Consider the following 24,504-nt stretch of genomic DNA (forward strand, 5'->3'; position numbering starts at 1 on the left):
GTCCTCCTGTGGCGCTATGATCTACGATTTCGGCTTCTGGCCGGCGCACGGGTCGGGGCGCCGTTTCCCGGCCACCGTGTAGCTGGCGTCGTACAAGCCCTGCTCCGGCGCCGCTTCCACATAGCCGATGCTGCGCACGGTCAGCCTGGGTTCGACCGCGTTCAGCCAGCGCGGCACGCCGTAGTCCTTGCGCACGTGGCCGTTCCCGGCGATCAGCACCACGTCGCGCGGCTGCTGGGCGCGCAGCAGCTTGGCCATCCAGATGTCGCGCGCGACCTGGGCATTGACCATGCCGGGCACCATCATGTCCGACAGCATATTGCAATGGCCGGCCACGATTTCCTTCTGCTGCGTCTTGACGATGTCGGCCGGCAGCGGCTCCTTCAGGCGGTACTCGGCCACGGTTTTCTCGTCGAAGCTGGAGGCGACGCCGTCGCGCACCACGCGCGAGGCGTCGGCCCGCGACAGGTTGGCGGCGATCAGCGGCAGTTCGTAGCGCAGCGCCAGGTCGATGATGGGACGGTACTGGTCCCAGTCCCAGTGCGGACCGGCCATGACCAGCAGCAGGCATTTGGCGTCGCGGCAGTCGCGCTGCGCCTTGTTCAGCAAGGCCTGGTGCTCGCGGTCGAACTGCTCCATGGCGATGGCGGGTCGCCAGCCGGCTTCCACGCGCTGGAACAGCTGCCGGTAGCGCAGCTTGTGGCCCTCGGCATTGTCGTGCACTTCGCCCAGCAGCAGCACTTGCGGATTGACGAGGACAGTTTCGGGTTGGGACTTGTTCTTGCTGCCTGCACAGCCGGCGATGGCGGCGGCGAGCAGCAGCAGCGCGGGTAGGGAGCGGTTCATGGTTGCTTGCTTGGGATGGCGAAAACTCCAGTCTAGCCTAAGCCGGCCTCCCCCGTTGCGGGAACCGGTTGCGGCGCCCGCCCAGCTGAAAGCGCCTGCCCCGGGGTCCGCCCTGGTGTCTGCCCTGGGGTCGGGTCTGCCTTGGTGCCCTGGGGGCCCTGGGGTCAGGCCTGCATTCGTGCGCTACGCTTGAGAAACAAGTGCACGATTGCAGGCCTGACCCCAGGGTTTATCGAGCTTGGGCGGCGGCAGGGAGACGCCGGGGGGCGGCGACGCAGAGCCACGCCGCTGCTGCGGCGCATAGCAGCAGCGCGGACGAGATCATCAGGGTGCTGCGCACGCCCACCGCCACCAACTCGGGACTGGCGGCGGCGGCCATCGCGCCGTAGACCGCCACGCCCAGCGCGCCGCCCACCTGGCGCGCGGTGTTCAGGATGGCCGACGCGGTGCCGGCCTGGCCGCTGCCGACACTGGACAAAATCGAGGTCGTCATCGCTGGCACGGCCAGGCCCATGCCTGCCGGGATCAGGGCCAATCCGGGCAGCATGGACCAGAAGCCCGCCTGCCCTGAAATGCCGAACACGCACAGCAAGGCGTAGCCGCTGGCGCCCACCAGGCCGCCGATGATCATCGGCGCGCGCAAACCGGTGCGGGCCGCAACCCAGCCGCTGGCGATGTTGGAAAAGATGAAGGTGCCGGTCAGCGGCAGGAAAATCAGGCCCGCTTCCATCGCCGTGTAGCCGCGCACACCCTGCAGGTACAGACTCAGCACGAAGATCACGCCGTAGTAGGCGAAATTGACCAGCACGCCAAAGGCGACCGCGCCCGAAAAGCCCGCGCTGCGGAACAGCGCCAGCGGCAGCATGGGCGCCTTGCTGCGCGCTTCCACCAGCAGGAACAGCGCGCCCGTCCCGCCCGCCACGGCCAGGCCGAGCTGCACCGCAGCGTGGGTCCAGCCCAGCGCGTGCACTTCGATGACGGCGCCGATGAAGGCGATCAGCGCGACCACCGCCAGCAGCTGGCCCGGCATGTCGAAAGCGCGCCCGGGATCCTTGCCCGCCGCCGCCGGCACCGCGCGCAAGGTCAGCCAATAACCGGCCAGGCACAGCGGAATGTTGACCCAGAAAATGCTGCGCCAGCCGGCCAGCTCCAGCAGCGCGGCGCCCAGCACCGGACCGGCGGCGATCGACACGCCGCCGGCCGCCGTCCACCAGCCGACCGCCTTGGCCAGCATCTGCTTGTCGTGCGCGTAGGCCGCGTTGAGGATGGACAGGGAACTGGGCACCAGCAGCGCGGCCCCGATGCCCTGCGCGGCGCGGGCGATGTTGAGCGCCAGCGCGCCGGCTGCGGCGGCGCAGGCCAGCGAGGCCAGCGTGAACAGCGCGAAGCCGGCCAGGAAGACGCGGCGCGCGCCGAATTTGTCGCCCAGCACGCCGGCCGACAGCAGGAACACGGCGAAGCCCAGCGTGTAGGCGTCGATCACCCACTGCAGGCCGGCCACGCTGGCGCCCAGTTCGCGCCCCATCTGCGGCAGCGCCACATTGACGATGGTGACGTCCAGCTGGACGATGATGAAGGCGAAGCTGCAAGCCAGCAATACAGCGCGCGGGGGAGTGGTCGAGGTTTTCATGCTTCCAATATAGGCGGATTTACTTATTTCGAAAAATGAATAATAATGATCAGACCTATCGCCTAAAGAGAACATCATGGAACTCTCGGCACTACGCATTTTCAAGGCTGTGGCGGAAGAAGGCAGCGTGACGCAGGCCGCCGCACGGCTGCACCGGGTGCAGTCGAATGTGTCGGCGCGGCTGGCGCAGCTGGAGGAGACGCTGGGCGTGGCGCTGTTCCACCGCGCCGGGCGCCGTTTGCTGATCACGGCCGAGGGCGAACGCCTGCTGAGCTATGCCGACCGCCTGCTGACCCTGGCCGACGAGGCGCAGGCTTCCGTGCGCGGCGACCTGAAGCCGTCCGGCCAACTACGCATCGGCAGCATGGAAACGGCCGCCGCGGCGCGCTTGCCGCTGGTGCTGGCGGCCTTCCACCAGCGGCATCCGGACGTCGATCTGGTGCTGGAGACCGCCCCCACTGACCAGCTGGTGCACGCGGTGCTGAACCACAAACTGGACGTGGCGCTGGTGGCCGCGCCGGTGCTGCGGCCCGAGTTGGCGCAGCTGGCGGTCTTCGACGAGGAGCTGGTGCTGCTGACGGACGCGGCGCACGGCCCGGTGCGCACGGCGCACGACGTGGCGCGCCGTGCGCTGCTGGTGTTTCGCAGCGGCTGCGCCTACCGGAGGCGGCTGGAAAGCTGGTTCGCCGAAGCCGGCGTGGCGACCACGCGGATTTCGGAATTCGGCACCTTCGAGGCCATCCTCGGCTGCGTGGCGGCCGGCATGGGCGTGGCCCTGATGCCGAAAGCCGTGCTGGAACAGCGCCAGCTGGCGGGCAGCATCCTGTGCCACGCACTGCCGCCGCACACCGCGCTGGTGCAGACCATGCTGGTCTGGCGCAGCGACGTGCTGCACCACCCGGCGCGCGACGCCTTCGCCGCCTGCCTTGCTGCCCGCTAGGCTTTCAGCCCGCAGACCTGGCCGATGCTGCCGAAGGAAACGCCGCTGCCGATGGCGCGGCCGATGCAGCTGGCTTTTTGCATGCCGTTGTCCGACAGCGCGAAGCCGCCCACCACCAGCGCCAGCAGCAGCCCGACCATGATCAGGATGCCTTTGAATAGATCGTTGTTCATAATATTGCCGACAAGCAAAGACCGCCATTGTAGCCGCGCTAGGGGATCGCCGCAATCACGTAGTCGAAGGTGTAGTAATGCTTGCCGTCCTCGTTGCGTATATCGAGCTTACCACTCAATCCGGTCAGGTCGCCGCTGCCCGAGTCGGGCACCACCAGCACCGCCAGGCTGGGCAGGCCGCGGTCCATGATGCCGTTGTGCTGCAGCGTGAAGCCGCCGCTCAGGCCGTCCAAGGTGCCCTCCACGCGCTCCATCGCGACATAGCCGGCCGAGCCTTGCGCCGCGCCCATGAAGGTCAGCATTTCGCCGTTGCCGGTCGCCTCCAGCGCGCCGTGGTAGCGCTTGTCCAGCACCATGCGGCCGAGGCCGAAACCGGACGCGCCGACCGACATGCGCTCCGGACTCATCGTCACATCGAACTCTCCCTCTACTCGTGCCATCGCGCTCTCCCCTAGGTTCAGGCCGGCTGTTCGCAGGCCAGTGCATACAATTTGCTGATGGTGGTCCAGTTGCGCGTGGTGACGGCGTCGCCCAGCACCTTGCCCATGGCGGCGGCGGCCCGGCTGGCCAGCACGCCGTCCGGGCACCACAGATAGGCCGACCAGCGCCCCAGCGCGAACGCCTCCGGCTCCCAGCTCTGGTGCGCCAGCGGCAGCAGCCGTTCCCGGTCGGCCGGGTTGTTGAGCACGGCCACCAGCAGGCGCGACGGGTCGTCGGCCAGCGGCCGCAGGCTGTTGTCCTCGACCACGTGGACCAGCTGCTCGGCGTCGAGCACGGTCACCCGCGCGCCCACGCCCAGCTTGACCACCAGCGCCTCCTCGATCAGGGTGGCGGACTCGGATGCCGGCATCGGCTCCGCGTCCGGGCAGTCGAACACCACATTGCCGCTGTTGAGCAGCGTCTTGACGTCGCAGTAGCCCAGGTCGGTGATCAGCTTGCGCAGGTCGGCCATGGCGACGCGCTTGGCGCGGCCGACGTTGATTCCGCGCAGCAGGGCGATCCGCCTGCGTGTCCCCATCTCGTTCTCCTTCACCGCAAAACGGTAGTATGCGGCAATCAGGCGTGCAGCGGCGCATCCGCGAGCGGCTCGCCGCTGCCGTGCGCGCCTTCGATCGGCGTCACGCGCGGAATGCGCAGCACGAAACTGGCGCCCTGCCCCGGCGTGCTGCTCACCGTGATGGTGCCGGCGAACTGCTTGGCGATCAGGTTGAACACGATGTTGAGTCCCAGGCCGGTGCCGCCCTGGCCCCGGCGCGTGGTGACGAAGGGGTCGAACACCTTGTCCAGCATGTCGGCCGCGATGCCCTTGCCGTTGTCCACCACCTGCATCTCGATCCACTCGCCGTCGGGCCGCACATTGATGCCGATGCGGCCCTCGGTGTCGGCGTCGAAGGCGTGTTCGACGCAGTTGAGCGTGAGGTTGGTGATGACTTGCGCCAGCGCGCCCGGATAGCTGTCGAGCACGATTTCCGGCGGGCAATCGATCTCGACGTGGATATGGGTTTTCTTCAGCTTGGGCTGCAGGCTGGAGACCACCTCGCCGATGTATTCGTGCAGCTCGAAGCGGCGCCGCACCTCGCTCACCTGGTCCACCGCGATCTGCTTGAAACTGTGGATCAGGTGCGCGGCGCGGTAGGCGTTGTTCATGATCAGCTTGGTGCTTTCGCTGGCCGTCTCCAGGTATTGCAGGATGTCGGACTTCTTGATGACGCCGTCGGCCACCGCCTGGTGCACCTTCTCGGTCGCCTCTGCCAGGATGGACGCGCTGGTCAGCGCGATGCCCACCGGCGTGTTGATCTCGTGCGCCACGCCGGCCACCAGGCCGCCCAGCGAGGCCAGCCGCTCGGCCTGCAGCAGCGATTCCTGCGTGCGGCGCAGGTCGTCGAGCGCGCGCGCGGTCTGCTGCGCGGCGCGGCGGGCCTCGTCCTCGGCCTCGCGGGTGCGGGCGATGATGGTTTTCACGCGGCGCTGGATGGCGTTGAAGCCGCGGATCACCTGCCCCAGCTCGTCGCGCCGGTTTTCCGGCAGCTCGCCCACCTCGTCGGAGCCGCGCGTGGCCAGGTCGTGCAAGCCGTCGCGCAGCTGCTTGAGCGGGTCGAACACGATGCGCAGGCTCAGCGCCAGCGCCGCCACCAGGATGGAATCCAGCAGCAGTACTTCGATCACCTTGCGCCGCACTTCGTTGCGCAAGGTGGCGTCCATTTGCGCGCGGCTGAAATTGACCACCACGCGGCCGACGATGACGGGTTTGGGCGCGTTGCCGGCCGCGCCGGCGTCGCGGTAGGCCAGGTCGGCCACCACCGGCGTGCCGCTGATCTCGGCGTCGGTCTCGATCTGGCCGACGCCGCCGCCGTCCTTGCGCAGCTTGCCCGAGAACAGGCCGACCGAGGTGTCGTAGACGCGGATCGCCACCAGCTCGGGCGGCAGCATCTCGGCGGCCACGATGTTGTCCACCTTGGCCTTGTCGAGGTCCCACAGCGCGGAAGGCAAGCTGGTCTGCAAGCGGGTCAGCACGCCCTGGCGCAGGCGCAGGTTGCTGACCTCCAGTTCATGGCTCAGACTGTATTGCGCATAGGTGCCGGAGATGCCCAGCACCAAGGTCACGATCACCACGAACAGCAAGGTCAGCCGACCTTGAATTCCAAACATCGAGAGACTCCTCCCGGCCAGGCGGGCAGATGGATTGAGCGGCAAAGAAACAACTCACCCCAATGTAAAGTAAGCCTAGCGCCTTGGCAAGATTTTCGGTTCCCGCCCGGCGCGGATGGTAAGATCATGCGACGAGAACGATGGGGACGCGCGATGACAGCCAGTTACCACCACGTGCCGCTAGCGCAGGTGCAGGCAGGAATGATATTGTCGGACGAGCTGCTCGACATGCAAGGCCATGTGCTGTTGCCGCACGGCACAGTGCTGACCGAGGCCATGATCGCGCTGATGCCGCGCCACGGCATCGCCGTGCTGCCGATCGCGCTGTCCGAGCAGCCCAGCGCGGCCGAACAGGCGGCCGGCCACGAGCAGCACCTGGAGCGCATCGACCACCTGTTCCGCAAAAACGATCCCGACAGCGACGAGGACTGGGCCACCGCGCTGCTGCGCCGCTTCGTCACCGATTTCCGCCTCGGCCTTGCCCCCGCAGAAGAATGAGCGCCATGCTGACCTATGACGACGTCGTGAAAAACCTGGACGACCTGCCCTCGCTGCCGGCGGTGGTGATGGAGCTGTTGAACAGCATCGACCAGGAGGATGTGGATATTTCCGTGCTGGCCAAGAAGGTGTCCTACGACCAGGCGCTGACGGCCAAGACCTTGCGCCTGGCGAACTCGTCGCTGTACGGCCTGCAGGTGAAGGTCACCACCATCCAGCAAGCGATCACCTTCCTCGGCTTCCAGTCCACGCGCAAGCTGATCACGGCGGCCGCCATCACCGGCTGCTTCGCCGAGCGCGCCTGCGCCGGCTTCGACCACAAGGCCTTCTGGCGCCATTCGATCGCCAGCGCGGCCTGCGCCAAGGTGCTGGCGCGGCAGATGCGCTTCAACCAGGACTACGCCTTCACGGCCGGCCTGCTGCACGACATCGGGCGGCTGGTGCTGGTGGCCTGCTTCCCCAAGCAATACGAGCAAGCGATCGCCCACCGCGACGCGCACGACTGCCTGATGCTGGAGTCCGAACGCACGGTGCTGGGCATCGACCATGTCGACGCCGGCGCGGCGCTGGCCGAACACTGGAATTTTTCCGACACCATGCGGCTGGCGATCGCCCACCATCACGATCCGGAAGCGACCGGCGCGGGTTTTCTGGCGGCCATCATCCATGTGGCGGACGCGATCGCCCATGCGCTGGATCTGGCGCATATGCCGGACGGCCTGGTGCCGCCCGTGTCGACCGTCGCCTGGCGCGCGCTCGGTCTCGATGAAGCCGTCTATCTGCAGTTGTTCCGCGAAACGGAATTGCAGTACGAAGAAATTTCTATGGTGCTGCTGTCTTGATGCCGCTGTAACGCTGGCCGCGCCGCACCAGACCGGAACCCGCGGGCTCCGGTCCAGCCTCCGCGCACCGGCTTAGTGTGCGTAGCTGCCGGCGTCCTGCTTTTCCGGCCTGTCCTCCGGCTTTGGGCGGCCTTGCGCGTCGGACAGGCGATACTTGGTGCGGCGGTCGCCCATCAAGTCGCGCAGATCGCGGATACTCATCCCGGTCACTTCATGCATGCGTATCAGCAAGGAAGCGCCGACCGGCAAGCGGTGGTGGCGGATCTTGCTGATGACAGGCGGCGCCACTTCCAGCATGCGCGAGAGCGCGGCGTCGTTCTTCAGCTGCATTTTTCCGAGCAGCATATCCAACAGATGGTTGGGGTTGTAACTTTCTTGAGAAGCAAGGGCGTGGTGTGCCATGATTTTCCTCGTCTAGTGAGTTGTCTATCCCGGAATGGCATTGCAATTTCAATAACAATTCTAATACCAAACCAGCCCGTTCCGGCCAAGCTGCGACTAGCGAAGCTTGTGTTAGGTCAAGCGCCCGCTAGAATTCTTAGCAACAATGCCATTTCAACACACGGGAATATTCCGTGGCGCACGGAAGAACTTTTAGGAAAGAATTACGCGGTGCATTGCTGCTTGCCGGGGATGAAAACGCCCGCAGAACGCGGGCCGAGGAGGAGTCTACGCAGTCGTGTTGACGTTCTGGCCGGCGCGTGCGGACGGCGACGTGCTGTTCTGGGTGCTCTGCTGCGATTCGAGTTGCTGCCGCTTCACGGCGTCAGCCTGCTGGGTCTGCCGCTCCTGCTCGGCGCGCGCGGCCTGCTGCGTCTGCTGGGCCTGCTGATCGGCGCCGGCGGCCTGCTGCTCGCGCCGCGCTGCCTCCTCGCGGCGGGCCTGGCGTGCTTGTTCGGCGCGCTGGTCGGTCGCGACGCTGGCCGGCTGGGGCGCGTTGCCGACGCCTGAGATGGAACTGACTGCCATGGCATGCTCCGTAAACATTGCGGGACTGTTCATTCGACTCTAGAGCAAGCTGGCCTGAATGCAATGTCTAAGCGTCAACTCGCGCGGGAATTTCGCCGCGCAAGGCCGCATACGGTAAACTAGCGCCATCCAGTACATCCTAGCAGGCACCGCCCTTTGAAAACCAAGACCCCAAGCCAGCCGCACTACTTCATCCCCGAGCCGCTCGACAACACGCGCCTGGCGCACCTGTGCGGCCCGCTGGATGAAAACCTGCGCCAGATTTCGGCCGCGCTGGACGTGACGATTTTCCGCCGGGGCGAGAAATTCATCGTCAACGGCACCAACGCCGAGCGCGCGGTGCAGATCCTGGAGCAGTTCTACAACGTGGCGCAGAAAGTGGTGCCGGTGGAGGAAGTGCAACTGGCCCTGGTCGAACAACGCGCCGGCCTGGCGCCGCCGCTGGAGCCGGACCAGGAGGAACCGCCGTTCAACGAGCCCGACATCACCAGCCCGACCCTGAAGACGCGCCGCACCGACCTGCGCGGGCGCACGCCGCACCAGATCAAATACCTGCGCAACATCCTCGACCACGACATCAGCTTCGGCCTGGGGCCGGCGGGCACCGGCAAGACCTACCTGGCGGTGGCCTGCGCGGTGGACGCGCTCGAGCGCGACGCCGTCAAGCGCATCATCCTGACCCGCCCCGCCGTGGAAGCGGGCGAGCGCCTGGGCTTTTTGCCGGGCGACCTGGCGCAAAAGGTGGACCCGTACCTGCGCCCGCTGTACGACGCGCTGTACGACCTGCTGGGCTTCGACCGCACGCAGAAGATGTTTGAAAAAGGCGTCATCGAGATCGCGCCGCTGGCCTATATGCGCGGACGCACGCTGAACCACGCTTTCGTGATCCTGGACGAGGCGCAGAACACCAGCGTCGAACAGATGAAGATGTTTTTGACGCGTATCGGTTTCGGCAGCAAGGCCGTGGTCACCGGCGACACCACGCAGATCGACTTGCCGAAGAGCCAGAAGAGCGGCCTGGTGGACGCCAGCCATGTGCTGCGCGACGTGCGCGGCATCGCCTTCACGCAATTCAGCAGCGCCGACGTGGTGCGCCATCCGCTGGTGGCGCGCATCGTCGACGCCTATGAAAGCGCGCACAACGCGTCGGCCGAAATCTCGCCCCTGTTCACCCCTGCCAAGACTGCCTCCGTCAAACATGCCCGAAAAAAATAAGCTGACTTTATCGGTGCAATACGCCGACCCGCGCCTGCAGGACAGCATCACCCGTCCGATGGTGCGCAAATGGATCAAGGCCGCGCTGTTCGCGCCGGCCGAACTGACGATACGCTTTGTCGACGCCGAGGAAGGCCGCACGCTGAACCGCGACTACCGCGAAAAAGACTATGCGACCAATGTGCTGACCTTCGCCTACAACGAAGGAGAAGAGATCGCCGAGGACGAGCCGACGCGGGCCGACATCATCCTGTGCACCGACGTGCTGCAGAAGGAAGCGGCCGAGCAGAAAAAAACGGTGGAGGAGCACACCGCGCACCTGATCGTGCACGGCGTGCTGCACGCGCAAGGCTACGACCACATGGACGAGGAAGAAGCGGACGAGATGGAAGGGCTGGAGACGGAAATCCTGGCCGGCCTGGGCTACGCCGATCCCTACGCCTGACACCCCAAGGAAAATCACGCCCCGGTGCGCCGAGTCCGCGTAGCTCAAAGCAAAAGGGGCAAAGCAAAAGGGGCCAGGGTTATTTATTCCGCTGGGCGGAGAAAAATAACCCTGGCCCTTTTTACGATTTGACCCTGGCCCCTTTTTCAGGGGGTTTTGGTGCCGGTGGTGCCGAGCAGGGCGCGGTGCAGGTCGAACGGGGTCTTTTCGATCAGGCGCGAGGTCGGCTCGGCCTGTTTGTCGGCTTCGAACAACATCGGCGCGGCCGCTTCCGGCGGCGGCGCTTCGGGACTGGCCTCGGCCGGCGGCACGGCGTTGATCGCCTGCGGATCCGGCGCGACGGTGTCGACGTCGGGCGGCGCCTCTTCCGCCATCTTGCGCTGCGGGACCAGCCCCGTGGACGGGCTGAGGGATGAAATGCTGACCATGGCGGGCTCCGCGCGGGAAGTAAATGTCCCCCATTGTAGCGCTAAAAACGATGCCGAAAGCCATGCCTTTCCGACAAAAACGAAGCGCCCTGGCCATTTGTAGTATCCTATAGGACTTCGAAACAACTGGCTCACGCCTCCTATGCAAGAGCACCCTAGTGGCGTCAAGACTGACGCCAAACCCCATAGATCGCTATTTGAGCGACTCACCGCTTTCATCTCCCCCGAGCCCGAGAACCGCGCGGAACTGCTCGAAGTCCTGCACGATGCCCATGAACGCAACCTGATCGACGCCGACGCGCTGTCCATGATCGAAGGCGTGTTCCAGGTGTCGGACCTGTCCGCGCGCGACATCATGGTGCCGCGTTCGCAGATGGATGTGATCGACATTTCCAAACCCATCGAGGAATGGATGCCCTCCGTGCTGGAGACGGCCCACTCGCGCTTCCCAGCCATCGAGGGCGAGCGCGACAAGGTTATCGGCATCCTGCTGGCCAAGGACCTGCTGCGCTACTACGCGGAGGAATCGTTCGACGTGCGCGACATGCTGCGCCCGGCCGTGTTCATCCCCGAGTCCAAGCGCCTGAACGTGCTGCTGCGCGATTTCCGCGCCAACCACAACCACATGGCCATCGTCGTCGACGAGTATTCCGGCGTGGCCGGCCTGATCACCATCGAGGATGTGCTCGAGCAGATCGTCGGCGACATCGAGGACGAGTACGATTTCGACGAGGAAGAGGACAACATCCTGTCGATCAAGGAAGGCAAGATCGGCCCGCGCTGGCGCATCAAGGCGCTCACCGAGATCAGCCAGTTCAACGAGGAACTCGACACCGACCTGTCCGACGAGGACGCCGATACCATAGGCGGCCTCGTGGTCAAGCATCTGGCCCGCATGCCCCACAAGGGCGACACCTTCGACATCGGCAACCTGCGCTTTGAAGTGCTGCGCGCCGACGCCCGCCAACTGCACGTGCTGCTGGTCGAAAAACTGCCGCCGGCAGTGGACGAACAAGACTGATGCGCTGGCGCCGCGCCCAACCCGGCGATCCGCTTCCCCCGCAACGCAGTACCCGTGGCCGGATGTTGATCGCCACGCTGGCGGGCGGCGCCAGCGTTTTCTCCTTCGCCCCCTTCGGCTGGTGGCCGGTGCAGATCCTGTGCCTGGCCGCGCTGTTCTACCAGGCGCTGCGCGCCGCCACGCCGAAAGCCGGCGCGCTGGTCGGCTGGGCCTTCGGCTTCGGCTGGGGCCTGGCCAATGTGCACTGGCTGGTGGTGGCGCTGAACCGCTTCGGCGGCCTGCCGCTGCCGCTGGCGGTGGCCGCCATCGCGCTGCTGGCCGTGGCCATCGGCGCTTACGCCGCCCTGGCCATGTACGGCGCGCTGTGGCTGCGCAAACGCTGGGCGCTGCCGCTGCCGGCCGCCAATCTGCTGCTGCTGCCCGCCATGTGGGCCCTGCTCGAGTGGGTGCGCGGCTGGCTGTTTACCGGCTTCCCGTGGGCCGTGGCAGGCTACGCCCACAACGATGGCCCCTTGGGCGGCTACGCCCCCATCGTCGGCGTGTACGGCGTCGGCTGGCTGGCCGCGCTGTGCGCCGGCGCGCTGCTGCTGGCGGCGCACCGCAGCCGCTGGCTCGCGCTGGGCACCATGGCCGCCGTGCTGCTGGCCGGTTTCGGCCTGCGCTTGGTCGACTGGACCCACGCCGTGGGCGAGCCGATCTCGGTGCGCCTGGTGCAGGGCAACACGCCGCTGCAGCAAAAGTTCGACGCGCGCCACACCGAGGCCACGCTGAACAAATACCGCGACGCCGTCAGCGCCGAGGCGGCCGACCTGATCGCCACGCCGGAAACGGCCATCATGCTGTTCCCGCACCAGCTGCCGCCGGACTACCTGCCCAAGCTGGGCCAGTTCGCCAAGCGTTCCGGCAGCCACCTGGTGCTGGGCATCCCGCTGATGGACAGCCCGACCCAGTATTCGAACAGCGTGATCGGCGTGCCGCCCGAATCGGGCCTGCCGACCTACCGCTACGACAAGCACCACCTGGTGCCCTTCGGCGAATTCATACCGACCGGCTTCCGCTGGTTCACCAATATGATGCACATTCCGCTCGGCGACCAGACGCGCGGCAAGACGCTGCAGGCGCCGTTCCAAGTGAAGTCGCAGCGCGTGCTGCCCAATATCTGCTACGAGAACGTGTTCGGCGAGGAGATCGCCGACCAGCTGGCGGCCGATCCGAACCCGGCCACCTTGCTGCTGAATGTGTCCGAACTGGCCTGGTACGGCGAATCGATCGCCATCCCGCAGCACCTGCAGATTTCGCAGATGCGCACGCTGGAGACGGGCCGCCCGATGCTGAGCGCCACCAACTCCGGCGCCACCGTGGTGATCGACAGCCACGGCAAGGTGACGGCGGCCCTGCCCTATTACCAGGCCGGCGTGCTCAAGGCCACCGTGCGCGGCACGGCCGGCAACACGCCCTACATTGTGCTGGGCAACAGCCTGTTCCTGGCGCTGGCCGCGCTGGCGCTCGCCGGCGCCTGGTTCCAGACACGAAAAAACGCAAAGAAGCCCCCCGAAAAATAGCCAAGCAGACAGCCAATACGGCTAAAATTAGCCGTTTATGGCTTAGCCTGCGCAAAGAACAACGACAATGCTCACATTTCAACAAATTATCCTGACGCTGCAATCCTACTGGGACAAGCAAGGCTGCGCCCTGCTCCAGCCGTATGACATGGAAGTGGGCGCCGGCACCTTCCACACCGGCACCTTCCTGCGCGCGATCGGCCCCGAGCCTTGGCGCGCGGCCTATGTGCAGCCTTCGCGCCGCCCGAAGGACGGCCGCTATGGCGAAAACCCGAACCGCGGCCAGCACTACTACCAGTACCAGGTGGTGATGAAGCCGGCGCCGGAAAACATCCTGGACCTGTATCTGGGTTCGCTGGAGGCGCTGGGCCTGGACCTGAAGCAGAACGACGTGCGCTTCGTCGAGGACGACTGGGAAAGCCCGACCCTGGGCGCCTGGGGCCTGGGCTGGGAAGTCTGGCTGAACGGCATGGAAGTGACCCAGTTCACCTACTTCCAGCAAGTGGGCGGCCTCGATTGCAAGCCCGTGCTGGGCGAGATCACCTACGGCATCGAGCGCCTGGCCATGTATCTGCAGGGCGTCGAGAATATGTACGACCTGGTGTGGACCGAGTGGGAAGAGGGCGGACAAACCAAGACGCTGAAGTACGGCGACGTGTTCCACCAGAATGAGGTGGAGCAGTCGGCCTACAACTTCGAGCACTCGAACACCGAACTGCTGTTCGCGCAGTTCAACAACCACGAGTCCGAAGCCAAGCGCCTGATCGAGCTGCAACTGACGCTGCCGGCCTACGAGCAGATCATGAAGGCTTCGCACAGCTTCAACCTGCTGGACGCGCGCGGCGCCATCTCGGTGACCGAGCGCGCCGCCTACATCGGCCGCGTGCGCGCCCTGTCGCGCCTCGTGGCGCAGGCTTACTACGATTCCCGCGAACGCCTCGGCTTCCCGATGGCTCCCGCAGTTGCCGCCGCTCCCGCAGTTGCCTCCCCTGCCGCGTAAAAGATTAGAAGAACATGAACCAGACCCTGTTAATTGAACTGCTGACCGAAGAACTGCCGCCGAAAGCCCTGGCCAAACTGGGCGCCGCTTTCGCCGCCGGCATCGTCAACGGCCTGAAATCGCGCGACTTTTTGGAAGCCGACAGCGACGCCACCATCCACGCCACGCCGCGCCGACTGGCCGTTTCCGTCACCAAGGTGCGCGCCACCTCGCCGGACAAATCCATCCGTGAAAAAGTGCTGCCGGTGTCGGTCGCGCTGGACAAGGATGGCAATCCGAGCGCGCCGCTGGCCAAGAAGCTGGCCGCGCTGGGCTTCCCCGGCCTGACCGTGGCCGACCTGGAACGCGCGCAGGACGGCAAGGCCGAGAGCTTCTTCTACACCTACACCGCGCCGGGCTCGCAGCTGCTGAGCGGCGCGCAGGCCGCGCTGGAAGAATCCGTGGCCAAGCTGCCGATCCCTAAGGTGATGAGTTACCAGCGTCCGGACGGCGCCACCGTGCAGTTCGTGCGCCCCGCGCACAGCCTGATCGCGCTGCACGGCGCCACCGTGCTGCCGCTGACCCTGCTGGGCCTGACCGCGTCCAACCTGACCGAAGGCCACCGCTTCCTGACCGCCCCCGGCGCGCGCAACGTGACCGTGGCCAACGCCGACGCTTACGCGGGCGTGCTGGCCGAACAGGGCAAGGTCATCCCGGGCGTCGATGCGCGCAAGGAAAAGATCCGCGCCGCGCTGCTGGACAAAGCCGGCGCCGACCAGGTGCTGATGCCGGAATCGCTGCTCGACGAAGTGACCGCGCTGGTGGAATGGCCGGTGGTGTACGAGTGCCGCTTCGAGGAGGAGTTCCTGGCCGTGCCGCAGGAATGCCTGATCCTGACCATGCAGACCAACCAGAAGTACTTCGCGCTGACCGACGCGGCGGGCAAGCTGCGTTCGCGCTTCCTGATCGTCTCGAACATCGCCACCGACACGCCGCAAGCCATCATCGGCGGCAACGAGCGCGTGGTGCGTCCGCGCCTGTCGGACGCCAAGTTCTTCTTCGAGCAGGACAAGAAGAAGACGCTGGAATCGCGCCTGCCGCTGCTCAAGAACGTGGTCTACCACAACAAGCTGGGCACGCAGGCCGAACGCAGCGAGCGCGTCACCGCGCTGGCCGGCGCCATCGCGGGCAAGCTGGATTCCGCCGGCTTGAAGGCGGACGTGGCCTTGACCGAACGCGCCGCGCGCCTGTCCAAGGCCGACCTGCTGACCGACATGGTGGGCGAGTTCCCCGAGCTGCAAGGCATCATGGGCACCTACTACGCGCGCCACGACGGCGAGCACGAAGACGTGGCGCTGGCCGCCTCCGAACATTACCAGCCGCGCTTCGCCGGCGACAGCCTGCCGACCACCGCCACCGGCACCGCCGTGGCGCTGGCAGACAAGCTGGAAACCCTGGTCGGCATCTGGGCCATCGGCCTGGCGCCGACCGGCGACAAGGACCCGTTCGCGCTGCGCCGCCACGCCCTGGGCGTGCTGCGCATGCTGATCGAGAAGCGCCTGCCGCTGTCCATTTCCGGCCTGCTGGCCGACGCGGCCAAACAGTTCGCCTCCGTGGCCGGCTTCAAGGATCCGGGCGCCGACGTGGCGGTGTTCATGCTGGACCGCCTGCGCGGCATCCTGCGCGAGCGCGGCTTCACGCCGAACGAGATCGAGGCCGTGGTGGCCCAGAACCCGGACCGCCTGGACGACATCGTGCAGCGCCTGGAAGCGGTGCAGGCTTTCGCCGCGCTGCCGGAATCGGCCTCGCTGGCCGGCGCCAACAAGCGCATCACCAACATCCTCAAGAAGAACGAGGAAGCGCTGGCGCTCGCCGGCGCCGTTGTGAAGGAATCCCTGCTGCAGGACGCCGCCGAGAAGAGCCTGCACGCCGCCATCGTGCGCGTGCAGCCCGAAGTGGACGCCGCTTTCGCGGCGGGCGACTTTGCCGGCACGCTGAAAACGCTGGCCAAGCTGCGCGACGACGTCGACGCCTTCTTCAACGACGTGATGGTGATGGCCGAGGATGTCGCCCTGCGCAACAACCGCCTGGCGCTACTGTCCTCGCTGCACGGCATGATGAACCGCGTGGCCGACATCTCGAAACTGGCGGCATAAGATGGGCGCTGCGATGAAGCTGATCATCCTTGATCGGGACGGCGTGATCAATCACGATTCGCCGGACTTCATCAAGTCGCCCGCCGAGTGGATCCCGGTGCCGGGATCGCTGGAAGCCATCGCCCGCCTGAACCAGGCGGGCTACCGTGTGGTGGTGGCGTCCAACCAGTCCGGCATCGCGCGCGAGTATTTCGACATGTCGGTGCTCAACGCCATCCACCAGAAGATGCATATGCTGGCGCAGCAGGTGGGCGCCGAGATCGAGGCGATCTTCTTCTGCCCGCACGCGGCGGCCGACAATTGCGACTGCCGCAAGCCCAAGCCGGGCATGTTCGCCGAGATCGCGAAGCGCTACCAGGTCAACCTGAAGGGCGTGCCGACGGTGGGCGATTCGCTGCGCGACCTGCAGGCCGGCTTCGTCAGCGGCTGCGTGCCTTACCTGGTGCTGACCGGGAAAGGCGAAAAAACCAATGCCACGGGCGGCCTGCCACCCGGTACAATGGTCTTCGCCAACCTGGCGGCCATGGTGGACCACCTGCTGAAGAAGGCCCCGGCGGCCAACGCTGAAACCAAAGCTGTTAATTGAATTGATTCTGGAGTGTCGCATTGGGTAAGCCTGTACTGTTTCTGCGTTCCTTGATATTCGCCGTCGTCATGGCGATCGCCACCGTCATCTGGTGCGTCGTCTGCATGCTGGCAACGCCGCTGCCGTACGCCCAGCGCTACTACGTCGTCTCGCGCTGGAATGTGTTCATCATCTGGTGCGCCAAGGTCATTTGCGGTATCGAATATGAAATCAAGGGCGCCGAGAATTTCCCGGACGCGCCGGCCGTGGTGCTGTCGAAGCACCAGTCGGCATGGGAGACCATCTTCCTGCTGTGCAGCCTGCCGCGCCCGCTGGTATTCGTGTTCAAGAAAGAGATCCTGTACATCCCCTTCTTCGGCTGGGGCATTGCCGCCCTGCGCATGATCCCGATCGACCGCAAGCAGGGCAAGAACGCCTTCAAGCAGGTGGTCGCGCACGGCAAGCGCCGCTTGAAAGCCGGCCTGTGGATTATCATGTTCCCGGAAGGGACGCGCATCCCGGTCGGCCAGAAGGGCAAGTACAAGAGCGGCGGCACGCGCCTGGCGATCGAGACCGGCGCCATGGTGGTGCCGATCGCGCTCAATTCCGGCGAATGCTGGCCCAAGAATTCCTTCATCAAGAAGCCCGGCAAGGTGACGGTTTCCGTCGGCAAGCCGATTTCTTCCGAAGGACGCACACCAGACGAGTTGATGGAGCAGGTGGAACAGTGGATAGAATCAGAAATGCGCGTCATTTCGCCCCACGCCTACAGCGCTGGCTAGACGACCTGGCCACCGCCGCCCGACCGGCGGCCAGCCAAGCGGACGAGGGGCAGCTTGATTTGTTCGGCGAGAGCACGCCGGGCGCGGCATCGCGTCCCCAAAGCCACGCCGCCAATGCGGCGGTGATGCACCCGCCGTCGAATCCGCCGTCCAGTCCGCCCCCGGTCCCGGCGCCTTCCACCTGGCAGGCGCCGCGCCCCGTTTCCGCGGCACCCGCGTCCCCATGGTCGGCCTCGCCAGCGGCAACACCGGCCGCCGCCCCTGCCGCAGCACCCGCCGCCCCATCTTCCGGCGCCCCCGCCAGCCCTTCCGCCGTTTCCGCAGCGTCCCCGTCCCCGGCCGATACCGGCTCTCCCGCAGTCCCCACCGCCAATCTGCTGCGCCCTCCACCTGTGCCGCTGCGCGCGCCCGAGCCGCCGCCCGCGCCGGACGCCGACGCGCTGCCGCGCCGCCAGTTGATGGTGGGCCAGTTCATACTCGAATACACGCTGCGCCGCTCCACGCGCCGTTCGATCGGTTTCATGATCGACGACGAGGGCCTGCGCGTGACGGCGCCCAAACGCATCAGCATCGCGGAGATCGACAACGCCATCCGCGCCAAGCAGCACTGGATCATCTCCAAGCTGGACGAACGGCGCGAGCGGCGCGCGGCGCGGCTGCGCAAGCCGCCGGTGGCGTGGGAAGACGGCGCCACCCTGCCCTATCTGGGCGGCGAACTGAAGCTGCGCCTGTACACGGCCACCCGCAACCGCACCGACTACAACCCGGACACGCGCGAACTGCATATGGGACTGGTGCAGGGCGCCACCGAGACGCTGCTCAAGGAGCGCGTGCGCGCCTGGATGCAGCAGCAGGCCAAGACGCTGTTCGAACAGCGCCTGGACCTGTACGCGGCGCGCCTGGGGGTGCAGTACAGCGCCTTCGCGCTGTCCTCGGCCGGCACGCGCTGGGGTTCCTGCACCGTGCAGCGCGTGATCCGCCTGAACTGGCGCCTGATCCACTTCTCGCTGCCGCTGATCGACTATGTGGTGGCGCACGAACTGGCGCACATCCTGGAGATGAACCACAGCGCCCGCTTCTGGGCCACCGTCGGCCGCATCTACCCGGCCTACGACGAAGCCAAAGCCCTGCTGCGCAAGCGCGCGCAGGAACTGCCGGTGCTGTTCAGCTAAGCTTCTTTTCAGCCCGCATGCTCTTCTTGCGGCAGCAAGGCTGGCAATAAGGCCAGCGTGCGGGCGGTGGCGCCGCGGTGCTGGTTGGCGAAGGAGAGTGCCTGGCGGCCCATCGCAGTTCGCGCCATGTCGTCGCGCAGCAGGCGAGCCGCCTGTGCCATCAAGTCGTGCGCGCTGGCGACGCGCCGGGCGCCGCCGGCTTCGACGGCCTGCTCGGTCACCAGGGCGAAGTTGAAGGTATGCTCGCCGATCAGCACCGGTTTGCCCAGCGCGGCGGCTTCGATCAGGTTCTGCCCCCCCAGGGGCTGCAGGCTGCCGCCGATGAAGGCCAGGTCGCAGGCGGCGTAGTAGGCGAACATTTCCCCCATGGAGTCGCCCAGCAGCACTTGGGTAGACTCCGCCACCGAGGCGCCAGGCTGCGCCAGGACGCTGCGGCGCTGCGCCGGCATGCCGCGCGCCGCCGCCATCTGCTCGACTTCGTCGAAGCGCTGCGGATGGCGCGGCACCAGCAACAGCAGCGTGTCCGCAGCCATGGCGGCATGGCCGGCGCCAGGCGCGGCGGCGCCAATGGCAGCGCCGGTCGTGGAGGTCGTGCCAGAGCCAGCGGGCGCCGTGCCGGCTGCCGCGTTGGCGCCGGCCAGGGCGCGCCGGAAAGCGTCCAGGATCAGCTCTTCCTCCCCCTCGCGCGTGCTGGCGCACAGCAGGACCGGACGGCCGCCGATCTGCGCGCGCAGCATGGCGCCCACGGCCAGCGCGGCGGGCGGCACCACGACGTCGAATTTGATGCTGCCGGTGACGGCCACTTGCGACACGCCCAGCGAGCGTACCCGTTCGGCGTCGGCCTCGGTCTGCGCGGCCACCAGCGTGATGCCGCGCGCCGCTTGCGCGATCAGCGTGCCGAGCTTTTTGGCCTTGCGCAGCGAGCGCTCGGACAAGCGCGCATTGGCCAGCACCACCGGCACGCGGGCGTTGCCGCATTCGGCGATCAGCGTCGGCCACACTTCGGTTTCCATCAGGATGCAGATACGCGGCTCGAAGTGCTTGATGAAGCGGCGCACCATGGTGACGGTGTCGTAGGGCAGGTAGGCTTGCGCCAAGCGCGCGCCGTGCCTGCCGAACAGCTGCTTGCCGGTGGCGCGGCCGGTCGGCGTCATGTGGGTCATGACGATGCGGCTGCGCGGGTATTGCTTGAGCAGCGCGTCGACCAGGGGTTCGGCGGCGCGGGTCTCGCCCACCGAGACCGCGTGCACCCAGATGGTGTGCGGCTCGTCGTTGGCGGCGCGCGGCCGGTAGATGCCGAGGCGCTCGTTCCAGTGCTGGCGGTAGCCGGCCTCGCGGCGGCCACGCCACCACAGGCGGCCCAGCACCAGCGGCATGGCGAACCACCAGATCAGGGAATAGAGTCTCAGCATAGCGATGTCAGGGAATGGGGATGCACTGTCATCCTCGCGAACGCGGGGATCCATGCTGAGTAGGGACCGGATCGCCGGACCGTCCCGCGTTCGCGGGAATGGCAGGGGTGGCGGCGCTGGACGCATGACTTACGGCAAGGACGGCCTGGCTTGCCGCGAGCACTTCGGCCACGGACGGCGGCGCGCCTTTGTCGCCGAGGTTGATGATCTTGGGCGACCAGTTGCCCTCGGTCTTCCAGCGCGGCGAGTCGGCGTAGATTTCCACTGTCGGCGTGGTGAAGGCGGCTGCGATGTGGGTCAGGCCGGTGTCGACACCGATAGCCAGCGCCGCATGGCGCGCCAGCAGCACCGCGTCGGACATGGACAGCTTGGGCAGCACGCGCGCATTCGGCAGGCTGGCGGCCAGGGCCTCGGCTTCGGCCTTCTCCTTGGGTGAGCCCCACGGCAGCAATATCGTCATCGGCGCCAGCGCGGCGCCCAGTTCGATCCAGTTGGCGGGCGCCCATTTCTTGGCGTCGCGCGCGGTGCCGTGGAAATAGACAGCGTACGGCCCTGCCGGCATCCACTCCGGACGCGGGTCGGACGACGACACGGCCGGCAAGCCGAAGTCGGCCGGCGTATCGACCGGGTAGCCCAGCGCTGCGCCCGCCACCAGGCGCCCGCGCGCCACAGCGTGCGTGCGCGGGTCCAGCGGTATGCTTTTAGTATGGAAGAAGCGCGAGATGCCCTCGTAGCCGGAGCCTTCGCTGCCGTTGGCCAGGCCCACCTTCTGCCCGCCCTTCACCACCCGGGCCGCGCCCATGATGATGCCGGTCTTGAGCAGGCCCTGGGTGTCGAACACATGGTCGTAGCGCTCGGCGCGCAGCGTGCGGAAGAAGACCTTGATCTCGGCGCGCGTGGCCGGATTGCCCAGGCTTTTGCGCCAGCGCCGCAGCGCGAACGGAATGATGTTGCGCACCCGTCCGTTCAGGCGCACCAGGCTGGTGTAGCCCTCCTCCACCACCCAGTCGATATGCGCGTCCGGGTAGCGGCGCGCGATATCGGCCACGATGGGCATGTTGTGCAGCACGTCCCCCAGGGAGGAGACGCGCACCAGCAGAATATTCATATGAACTGCGTCATGCCGCTTTAGTAAGGCAGCTCGGCGTCCGGCTTGGCAGCCAGGATCACGCGCTTGAATTCACCCTGGATGCGCGCCAGCGCTTCCGGGGTTTCGGCTTCGAAGCGCATCACGATCACCGGCGTGGTGTTCGAGGAGCGCGCCAAGCCGAAGCCGTCGGCGTATTCCACGCGCAGGCCGTCGATGGTGATGATGCGCTCATTGCCGGGAAACTTGGCGTCGCTGCGCAGCTTGTCCATGACGATGAAATTCTCGCCTTCCTTCAGGTGCAGGTGCAGCTCGGGCGTGCTGTCGGACTGTGGCAGGGAATTGAGCAGCGCCGAAGGGTCGGCCTCCTTGGTCAGGATTTCCAGCATGCGCGCGCCGGCGTACATGCCGTCGTCGAAGCCGTACCAGCGGTCCTTGAAGAAAATGTGGCCGCTCATTTCGCCGCCCAGCGGGGCGCCGGTTTCCTTCAGCTTGGCCTTCACCAGCGAGTGGCCGGTCTTGTACATCAGCGGCACGCCGCCGCTCTTCTCGATGAACGGCGCCAGGTGGCGCGTGCATTTCACGTCGTACAGGATCTGCTCGCCCGGATGGCGGCTCAGCACGTCCTGCGCGAACAGCATCATCTGGCGGTCCGGGTAGATGATCTGGCCGTCCTTGGTGACGATGCCCAGGCGGTCGCCGTCGCCGTCGAAGGCCAGGCCGATTTCAGCGTCGGTCTCTTGCAGCGCGCGGATCAGGTCCTGCAGGTTCTCGGGATGGGCCGGGTCCGGGTGGTGGTTGGGGAAGGTGCCGTCCACTTCGCAGAACAGCTCCACCACCTCGCAGCCCATGCCGCGGTACAGGTCGCCGGCGAAGGCGCCGGCCACGCCGTTGCCGCAGTCGACCGCGATCTTGATCGGACGCGCAAGCTTCACGTCGCCGATGATGCGCGCCAGGTATTCGGCGCGGATGTCGTAGGTGCTGTAGGCGCCCGGCTCGGCGGCGACTTTATCGGCATTGGCCAGGATGGAGTCGTACAGGCCGGTGATGGACTCGCCGTGGATCGCCTCGCCCGCCAGCACCATCTTGAAGCCGTTGTAGTCCGGCGGGTTGTGGCTGCCGGTGACCATGATGCCCGAGGCGGCGTCCAGCACGTTGGTGCCGAAGTACACCATGGGCGTGGCCACCACGCCCAGGTCGATCACGTCCACGCCGGCCGACTGCAGGCCCTGCGCCAGCGCGGCGGTCAGCTCGGGGCCGGACAGGCGGCCGTCGCGGCCGATCACCACGCGGCGCTCGCCCTTGGCGGCGGCGGCCAGGCCGAAAGCGTGGCCGATCTGGCGGGCGACGCCCGCGTCCAGGGTTTTGCCGATGATGCCGCGGATATCGTAAGCTTTGAAGATCGATTTAGACAGGGAGACCATAGATGAGTTCGCGTGGTGCCGCCGCCGGGCGCGGACGCCAGCCGGTTGCGTTGTAGGGAATGAGTTGCGCCAAAAAAGCAGCCCGCACAAGTGCGGGCACGGTGACCAGTATAACAAGTATACCCGGTATGGTAAGGGCGATGCTGGCGGCAGGCAAGTACCGGCCATCCGCGCCGCCTTGGCGGCGGGCCAGGCCCGCCTGGAAGCGTGGTAAGCCTTAGATACGCAGACCGTCCAGCGCCTTGCCGGAATCGACCCATTCCTTGACCCATTTCGGCTGGCGGCCGCGGCCGGTCCATTGCTGGGTCGCGTCGGCCGGATTGCGATAGCGCGCCGCCACCGTATTGCCGGTTTTCACGCGCACCGCATTGCCGATCAGGTCTTTCACCGGAACGCCCACGGATTGGGCGATGGCCAATATCTGCTCGCGGGCTTTTGCCAGGTCTTCGCTTTCGCGTTTTTTTAATTCGCGCTCCAGTTGCTTCTGCAAGTCGCGCAATTGGGCGGAAGACAGATTCGACAGATCCATGACTTTATCCTTTTTAATGAGGTAATGAGATTCTGATCGAAATATACTACAACCACGATTTTTTTCTAGTGTTTCTTGTGCCGTATCATCCAGCGTGGCGCTTTAAATCGGACAATGCGCACATATAACCAAATGTAGCTAATCATAAACAACAGGCAGAAGAACATCAGCACCCAGGTGTGACGCCAGAACATGGTGGCCGGAATTACCGCCATCAGCGAAAACATCCACAGATAAGGCGACGTCAATGAATTGCGGCGCAATAAGGCGCGCCCTTCCTTGCGGCCCACCGCCCATTGCACGATGCGGCGGAATATCAGGCTGTGTAAATGTATGCCGTCCGGCATGGTGGGCGATTTGCCGCGCACGAACATGCGGCGGTAGGCCGAGAACAGGGTCTCAAAGGCCGGATAGATCAGCAGCAGCGCGGCATACCAGGTCGACACCTGCGGGTTGCGCACGACCAGCAGCAGCGCCAGCTCGCCCAGCATGAAGCCGATGAAATAGGCGCCGCCGTCGCCCAGGAAAATCAGCCCGACCGGGTAGTTCCAGACCAGGAAGCCGGCCGTGGCGCCGGCTACCATCAGGGCCGCCACCAGCACGAACATGTCGTTCACCTGCAAGGCCACATAACCGAGCGAGAGCAGCATGCAGATCGTGACCACGCTGGCGAGGCCATTGAAACCATCGATAATATTAATCGCATTGGCAATGCCGGCCACCGCCAGCACGGAAATCGGCAGCGCCAGCCAGATATACGGCACCGACCAGACCGAGAATGGCCAATCGATGCGGTCGATGCGGGCGTCGAGCAGGAAATAGGCCAGCAAGGCGGCCGCCATGGTCAGCACCAGGCGGCGCATGGCGCTCACCTTGCCGGTATAGTCTTCAACGATGCCGCCGGCGAAGGCGATAAAGGAGCAAGCCATCAGCGACAGCATCCAGCTGGTCATGGCGGGTACGCGCCAAATGGAAATGCAGGCGCTGATCGCAACCGCGAAGAATATCGACAGGCCGCCGATGCGGGCCACTGAATGCACGTGGTTCTTCTGCACGCCGCCGAAATCGGAATCGAGCGCCGGTCCGTGCAATTTGACCTCTTTAATGACCAGCAGAGTCAAGAGCGCGGACGCGATAAAGCTCACTAAGAATGAAAACATTATTATTTATCAATACAAGA

26 protein-coding genes are annotated in these 24,504 nt (G+C 66.0%); 12 read left to right on the forward strand and 14 right to left on the reverse strand.

What is annotated here, in order from left to right; genetic code table 11:
• Positions 1 to 21: 21 nt before the first annotated feature.
• Together ACSQ8Y_RS19810 and ACSQ8Y_RS19815 are read right to left on the reverse strand one after the other, a co-directional pair.
• Entirely contained in the window at positions 22 to 846 is an 825-nt protein-coding gene (locus ACSQ8Y_RS19810) for a ChaN family lipoprotein (RefSeq protein WP_436268144.1), read from the reverse strand.
• A 229-nt stretch (positions 847 to 1,075) separates the two neighbouring features.
• Entirely contained in the window at positions 1,076 to 2,476 is a 1,401-nt protein-coding gene (locus ACSQ8Y_RS19815) for an MFS transporter (RefSeq protein WP_436268145.1), read from the reverse strand.
• Between the two features lie 76 nt (positions 2,477 to 2,552).
• Between ACSQ8Y_RS19815 and ACSQ8Y_RS19820 the strand changes: the two genes are divergently transcribed.
• Entirely contained in the window at positions 2,553 to 3,416 is an 864-nt protein-coding gene (locus ACSQ8Y_RS19820; protein WP_436268146.1) for a LysR family transcriptional regulator, read from the forward strand.
• On the opposite strand, the gene ACSQ8Y_RS19825 is transcribed toward ACSQ8Y_RS19820, so the two are convergent.
• Genes ACSQ8Y_RS19825 through ACSQ8Y_RS19840 form a run of 4 tightly spaced genes read right to left on the reverse strand, consistent with a single transcriptional unit; the run spans position 3,413 to position 6,238 of the window.
• Positions 3,413 to 3,589 carry a hypothetical protein gene (locus tag ACSQ8Y_RS19825; protein ID WP_436268147.1) on the reverse strand — a complete coding sequence of 59 codons (177 nt, stop codon included), beginning with the start codon at positions 3,587 to 3,589 and terminating at the stop codon, positions 3,413 to 3,415. The two genes, ACSQ8Y_RS19820 and ACSQ8Y_RS19825, sit on opposite strands and share 4 nt — an antisense overlap.
• A 38-nt stretch (positions 3,590 to 3,627) precedes the next feature.
• Positions 3,628 to 4,029: a DUF3224 domain-containing protein gene (locus ACSQ8Y_RS19830; RefSeq protein WP_436268148.1), complete on the reverse strand. Its 402-nt coding sequence runs from the start codon at positions 4,027 to 4,029 to the stop codon at positions 3,628 to 3,630.
• A gap of 17 nt (positions 4,030 to 4,046) precedes the next feature.
• Positions 4,047 to 4,607 carry a DUF1697 domain-containing protein gene (locus ACSQ8Y_RS19835; RefSeq protein WP_436268149.1) on the reverse strand — a complete coding sequence of 187 codons (561 nt, stop codon included), beginning with the start codon at positions 4,605 to 4,607 and terminating at the stop codon, positions 4,047 to 4,049.
• Positions 4,608 to 4,645: 38 nt separating this feature from the next.
• Entirely contained in the window at positions 4,646 to 6,238 is a 1,593-nt protein-coding gene (locus ACSQ8Y_RS19840; RefSeq protein WP_436268150.1) for a sensor histidine kinase, read from the reverse strand.
• A gap of 153 nt (positions 6,239 to 6,391) precedes the next feature.
• On the opposite strand from ACSQ8Y_RS19840, the gene ACSQ8Y_RS19845 reads away from it, so the two are divergent.
• Positions 6,392 to 6,736: a hypothetical protein gene (locus ACSQ8Y_RS19845; RefSeq protein ID WP_436268151.1), complete on the forward strand. Its 345-nt coding sequence runs from the start codon at positions 6,392 to 6,394 to the stop codon at positions 6,734 to 6,736.
• The gene (locus tag ACSQ8Y_RS19850) at positions 6,733 to 7,578 is read left to right on the forward strand and encodes an HDOD domain-containing protein (protein ID WP_436268152.1); all 846 of its coding nucleotides are present in this window, start codon (positions 6,733 to 6,735) and stop codon (positions 7,576 to 7,578) included. Before ACSQ8Y_RS19845 ends, ACSQ8Y_RS19850 begins: the two co-directional genes overlap by 4 nt.
• 72 nt (positions 7,579 to 7,650) lie before the next feature.
• On the opposite strand, the gene ACSQ8Y_RS19855 is transcribed toward ACSQ8Y_RS19850, so the two are convergent.
• Positions 7,651 to 7,980: a hypothetical protein gene (locus ACSQ8Y_RS19855; RefSeq protein ID WP_436268153.1), complete on the reverse strand. Its 330-nt coding sequence runs from the start codon at positions 7,978 to 7,980 to the stop codon at positions 7,651 to 7,653.
• A gap of 267 nt (positions 7,981 to 8,247) precedes the next feature.
• Positions 8,248 to 8,547: a hypothetical protein gene (locus tag ACSQ8Y_RS19860; protein WP_436268154.1), complete on the reverse strand. Its 300-nt coding sequence runs from the start codon at positions 8,545 to 8,547 to the stop codon at positions 8,248 to 8,250.
• A gap of 156 nt (positions 8,548 to 8,703) precedes the next feature.
• Here ACSQ8Y_RS19860 and ACSQ8Y_RS19865 point away from each other — a divergent pair, with 156 nt between their 5' ends.
• Complete coding sequence (locus ACSQ8Y_RS19865) at positions 8,704 to 9,762, forward strand: PhoH family protein (protein WP_436268155.1); 1,059 nt, start codon at positions 8,704 to 8,706, stop codon at positions 9,760 to 9,762.
• Entirely contained in the window at positions 9,746 to 10,207 is a 462-nt protein-coding gene (ybeY, locus tag ACSQ8Y_RS19870) for an rRNA maturation RNase YbeY (RefSeq protein ID WP_436268156.1), read from the forward strand. Before ACSQ8Y_RS19865 ends, ybeY begins: the two co-directional genes overlap by 17 nt.
• A 146-nt stretch (positions 10,208 to 10,353) precedes the next feature.
• On the opposite strand, the gene ACSQ8Y_RS19875 is transcribed toward ybeY, so the two are convergent.
• Positions 10,354 to 10,635 carry a hypothetical protein gene (locus tag ACSQ8Y_RS19875; RefSeq protein ID WP_436268157.1) on the reverse strand — a complete coding sequence of 94 codons (282 nt, stop codon included), beginning with the start codon at positions 10,633 to 10,635 and terminating at the stop codon, positions 10,354 to 10,356.
• A 142-nt stretch (positions 10,636 to 10,777) separates the two neighbouring features.
• On the opposite strand from ACSQ8Y_RS19875, the gene ACSQ8Y_RS19880 reads away from it, so the two are divergent.
• From ACSQ8Y_RS19880 to ACSQ8Y_RS19910, 7 genes are all read left to right on the forward strand, one after another.
• Positions 10,778 to 11,656 (forward strand): HlyC/CorC family transporter, encoded by an 879-nt coding sequence (locus ACSQ8Y_RS19880; RefSeq protein ID WP_436268158.1) that lies wholly within the window; start codon positions 10,778 to 10,780, stop codon positions 11,654 to 11,656.
• A 62-nt stretch (positions 11,657 to 11,718) separates the two neighbouring features.
• Complete coding sequence (lnt, locus tag ACSQ8Y_RS19885; protein ID WP_436268159.1) at positions 11,719 to 13,218, forward strand: apolipoprotein N-acyltransferase; 1,500 nt, start codon at positions 11,719 to 11,721, stop codon at positions 13,216 to 13,218.
• A 67-nt stretch (positions 13,219 to 13,285) separates the two neighbouring features.
• Positions 13,286 to 14,218 carry a glycine--tRNA ligase subunit alpha gene (gene glyQ, locus ACSQ8Y_RS19890; RefSeq protein WP_436268160.1) on the forward strand — a complete coding sequence of 311 codons (933 nt, stop codon included), beginning with the start codon at positions 13,286 to 13,288 and terminating at the stop codon, positions 14,216 to 14,218.
• A gap of 14 nt (positions 14,219 to 14,232) precedes the next feature.
• Positions 14,233 to 16,353 (forward strand): glycine--tRNA ligase subunit beta, encoded by a 2,121-nt coding sequence (gene glyS, locus ACSQ8Y_RS19895; RefSeq protein WP_436268161.1) that lies wholly within the window; start codon positions 14,233 to 14,235, stop codon positions 16,351 to 16,353.
• A gap of 13 nt (positions 16,354 to 16,366) precedes the next feature.
• Positions 16,367 to 16,939, forward strand: a complete 573-nt coding sequence (gene gmhB / locus ACSQ8Y_RS19900; RefSeq protein WP_436268162.1) for a D-glycero-beta-D-manno-heptose 1,7-bisphosphate 7-phosphatase — start codon at positions 16,367 to 16,369, stop codon at positions 16,937 to 16,939.
• Between the two features lie 68 nt (positions 16,940 to 17,007).
• Positions 17,008 to 17,700: a lysophospholipid acyltransferase family protein gene (locus tag ACSQ8Y_RS19905; RefSeq protein WP_436269867.1), complete on the forward strand. Its 693-nt coding sequence runs from the start codon at positions 17,008 to 17,010 to the stop codon at positions 17,698 to 17,700.
• Complete coding sequence (locus ACSQ8Y_RS19910) at positions 17,646 to 18,872, forward strand: M48 family metallopeptidase (RefSeq protein ID WP_436268163.1); 1,227 nt, start codon at positions 17,646 to 17,648, stop codon at positions 18,870 to 18,872. Before ACSQ8Y_RS19905 ends, ACSQ8Y_RS19910 begins: the two co-directional genes overlap by 55 nt.
• Positions 18,873 to 18,880: 8 nt before the next feature.
• Here ACSQ8Y_RS19910 and ACSQ8Y_RS19915 read toward each other — a convergent pair whose 3' ends face one another.
• From ACSQ8Y_RS19915 to ACSQ8Y_RS19935, 5 genes are all read right to left on the reverse strand, one after another.
• Positions 18,881 to 20,284, reverse strand: coding sequence for a 3-deoxy-D-manno-octulosonic acid transferase (locus tag ACSQ8Y_RS19915; RefSeq protein ID WP_436268164.1), 1,404 nt, complete (start codon positions 20,282 to 20,284; stop codon positions 18,881 to 18,883).
• Between the two features lie 28 nt (positions 20,285 to 20,312).
• On the reverse strand, positions 20,313 to 21,392 hold the full coding sequence (gene waaC / locus ACSQ8Y_RS19920; RefSeq protein ID WP_436268165.1) for a lipopolysaccharide heptosyltransferase I: 1,080 nt from the start codon (positions 21,390 to 21,392) through the stop codon (positions 20,313 to 20,315).
• A gap of 20 nt (positions 21,393 to 21,412) precedes the next feature.
• On the reverse strand, positions 21,413 to 22,795 hold the full coding sequence (locus ACSQ8Y_RS19925) for a phosphomannomutase/phosphoglucomutase (RefSeq protein ID WP_436268166.1): 1,383 nt from the start codon (positions 22,793 to 22,795) through the stop codon (positions 21,413 to 21,415).
• A gap of 217 nt (positions 22,796 to 23,012) precedes the next feature.
• Complete coding sequence (locus tag ACSQ8Y_RS19930; protein WP_436268167.1) at positions 23,013 to 23,324, reverse strand: H-NS histone family protein; 312 nt, start codon at positions 23,322 to 23,324, stop codon at positions 23,013 to 23,015.
• 65 nt (positions 23,325 to 23,389) lie between these two features.
• Entirely contained in the window at positions 23,390 to 24,484 is a 1,095-nt protein-coding gene (locus tag ACSQ8Y_RS19935) for a glycosyltransferase family 4 protein (RefSeq protein ID WP_436268168.1), read from the reverse strand.
• Positions 24,485 to 24,504: the final 20 nt, after the last annotated feature.

Source organism: Pseudoduganella sp. LjRoot289 (assembly GCF_964252925.1).
Classification (GTDB): domain Bacteria; phylum Pseudomonadota; class Gammaproteobacteria; order Burkholderiales; family Burkholderiaceae_D; genus Rugamonas.